The sequence below is a fragment of the Amycolatopsis sp. genome (assembly GCF_036008905.1).
In the GTDB taxonomy this organism is placed as follows: Bacteria; Actinomycetota; Actinomycetes; order Mycobacteriales; family Pseudonocardiaceae; genus Amycolatopsis.
This window is the reverse complement of sequence record NZ_DASYMU010000214.1, coordinates 1-3023: the sequence shown is the minus strand read 5'-3', so window position 1 is coordinate 3023 and position 3023 is coordinate 1. Positions and strand designations below refer to the sequence as shown.

The following is a 3023-nucleotide window of genomic DNA, read 5'->3' as shown; positions in this document are numbered from 1 at the left end:
CGCTCGCGCGACGGCTTCGCGCGCAGGGTGCCGGACCTGAGCAGATCGTCGCCGTCGCCGTGCCGCGGTCGGTGGAGCTGATGGTCTCGTTGCTCGGTGTGCTTAAGTCGGGTGCCGCTTACCTGCCGATCGATCTGGACTATCCGCAGGACCGGATCGCGTTCATGCTCGCGGATTCGGGTGCGACCACGGTTGTCACCACGGCTGAGTCGGCGGCACGGCTGCCCGCGGACGCGCCTGCGGTGCTGTTGGTCGACGACGGCCAGGCGCACTTCGGCGCGAAAGTGCCGTCCCTCACGAGTACCGCGAGCCCGGCCTACTTGATCTACACGTCAGGTTCGACGGGCAGGCCCAAGGGCGTGCTCGTGTCGCATCGCGCGATCGTCAACCGGCTGGCCTGGATGCAGGACCACTACGGGCTCACCGCCGACGACCGCGTCCTGCAGAAGACGCCGTCAAGCTTCGACGTCTCCGTGTGGGAGTTCTTCTGGGCGCTGCTCGAAGGCGCGGCCGTGGTGCTTGCCCGGCCGGACGGGCACCGCGATCCGGCTTATCTGGCACAGGTCATCCGCGAAAAGCAGATCACCACAATGCACTTCGTCCCGTCGATGCTGGGTGCTTTGCTGGGCGCCGAGGAGGTCACCGAGGACACGCGCTGGCCCGCCAGCCTGCGCCGGATCTTCTCCAGCGGCGAGGCACTGACCGGCGAGGTGGCCGCGCGCTGGCACGCCCTGACCGGCGTCCCGCTGCACAACCTGTACGGCCCGACCGAGGCCGCCGTCGACGTCTCCTACTTCGAGTACGACGGCTCGCTCAGGACCACTGTCCCCATTGGACGGCCGGTGTGGAACACCCGGCTCCACGTGCTCGACGTCTGCCTGAGGCCGGTTCCCGTTGGTGTCGCGGGAGAGTTGTACCTCGCGGGTGACCAGATCGCGCGCGGCTATCACGGCCGCGCGGCACTGACGGCCGAGCGGTTCGTCGCCGATCCCTTTGGCGGTGCGGGGGAACGCTTGTACCGCACAGGCGATCTCGTCCGGCGCCGCGCCGACGGCGAGATCGAGTACCTCGGCCGTACCGACCGCCAGGTGAAGATCCGCGGCAACCGGATCGAGCTCGGCGAGATCGAGTCCGCGTTGGCCGCTCAGCCCGGTGTCGGCCGTGTGGCTGTCGCCGCCAAGAACGGTGCGCTCATCGGGTACGTCGTGCCGTCCGGCGGTACGCGCCCGGAACCGGAGAGCCTGCGGGCCGCGCTCACCGAGGCGCTTCCCGCGCCGATGGTGCCGGGCGCGTTCGTCGTGCTCGACGAGTTCCCCCTGACCCCCAGTGGAAAACTGGATGTCGCGGCGCTGCCAGTGCCGTCCGCCGCGGCTCCGCCTTCGCAGTCTTCGGTGAAGGGACCGCGGGATGCGCGGGAACGTGTCCTTACCGAGGTGTTCGCCGAGGTGCTCGGGCTCCCCGAAGTCGGGATCGACGGAGACTTCTTCCTGCTCGGCGGCGACAGCATTTCGTCGATCAGCGTGTCCAGCCGTGCTCGCCGCAACGGCCTCGACATCAGCCCGAAGGACGTTTTCGAGCTCAAGACCCCGGCCGCGCTAGCCGCGCTCGGAGCCGATCTGCCGGATACGTCCACTGTGGACGCCATCGGTGAAGTACCGCTCCTGCCCGGGGTGCACCGGCTCCGCGAGCTGTCCGAACAGCGCGCTGACACCCTGCTGCTGAACGTGCCCGCGACAGCGGACATCGAAGCGCTGGCCGCGGTCGTGCAGTCCTTGCTCGACCACCACGACGGCCTGCGCCTGAAACTGACCCGGATCGCCTCGGTGCTCTGGTCACTGGAAACGCAGCCCGCGGGCACCGTGCTCGCCACCGACATCCTGCGTCGCGCGGTCGAGGACACGCGGCAGGAGACCGCGGATGCGATCGCCCGGCTCGACCCGGACAGCGGCGTCATGCTGCAAGCGGTCTGGTTCGACACCGACCACCGGTTGCTGCTGGTCGCGCATCCGCTGCTGGCCGACGCCGAATCCTGGCGGACGATCCTCGCCGACCTGCACACGGCCTGGACGTCGATCGACGCCCACCGCAAGCCCCAGCTTCCCGCTGTCGAGACTTCGCTGCGCGGGTTCGCCCGCACGATCGGTGAGCAGGCGCAGTCCGCCGAACCCCTCGGCGAGTTCGAATACTGGGCAGACGTCCTGCGCCCGGTCGCCGGTCTCGCCAAGGCGCCGGTGACGACCCAGACCGTGCGACTTTCCACTGACGACAGTGCGGAAATCGTCAAGGCGCTGCCCGCGGCGATCAACGGTGAAGTCACCGATGTGCTGCTCGCCGCGTTGCGCATCGCGGCCGGTCAGGACCTGCTCGTCGACGTGCTCCGGCCCAACCGCCCCGAGCGCACGGTCGGCCTGTTCGCGTCCGCGCGCCCGGTGCGGCTCGACGGCGAAGGCGACCCGTTCCAGGTCCTCAAGGCCACCAAGGAACGCCTGCGCGAAGCCCCCAGCGAACTCGGATACGGCGTCCTGCGGCACCTCAACGCCCAGACCGCACCCATGCTCGCACAACTGGCCGAACCGCAGATTCTCCTGTCCTACCAGGGAGAATTCCCCGCTGACGGCACCGAGTGGACCGTTGTCGAAGCGCCTGCCGCGCAAGCCAGCGGCCACGTGTTGCGGATCAGCGTCGCCGCCGAAGGATCGCAACTGGTCGCGACCTGGACCGGCGAGTTCGAGCCGGACCTGGTCGAGCGCTGGACCGCCGCTCTGCGTCTCTTCGCCGCCGAGCACGAGAACGCCGTCGTCGGCCTGACGCCGTCCGACCTGACCACGATTTCCCTCAGCCAAGCCGAAATCGACCTGGTCTCGCAGGTCAGCCCTGCACCGCTGGCTGACATCTGGACGCTGTCGCCGTTGCAGGAAGGCCTGTTCTTCCACTCCAGCTACGACCAGGCCCGTATCGACGTCTACACCGTCCAGGAGGCCGTCGACTTCGACCGCCACCTGGACGTGGACCGGCTGCGCGCG

General features: G+C 69.0%; 1 protein-coding gene. It reads left to right on the top strand.

What is annotated here, in order from left to right:
* Positions 1–3023 (top strand): amino acid adenylation domain-containing protein (locus VGP60_RS34440; protein WP_327552362.1); only part of this gene is annotated, 3023 nt, incomplete at both ends.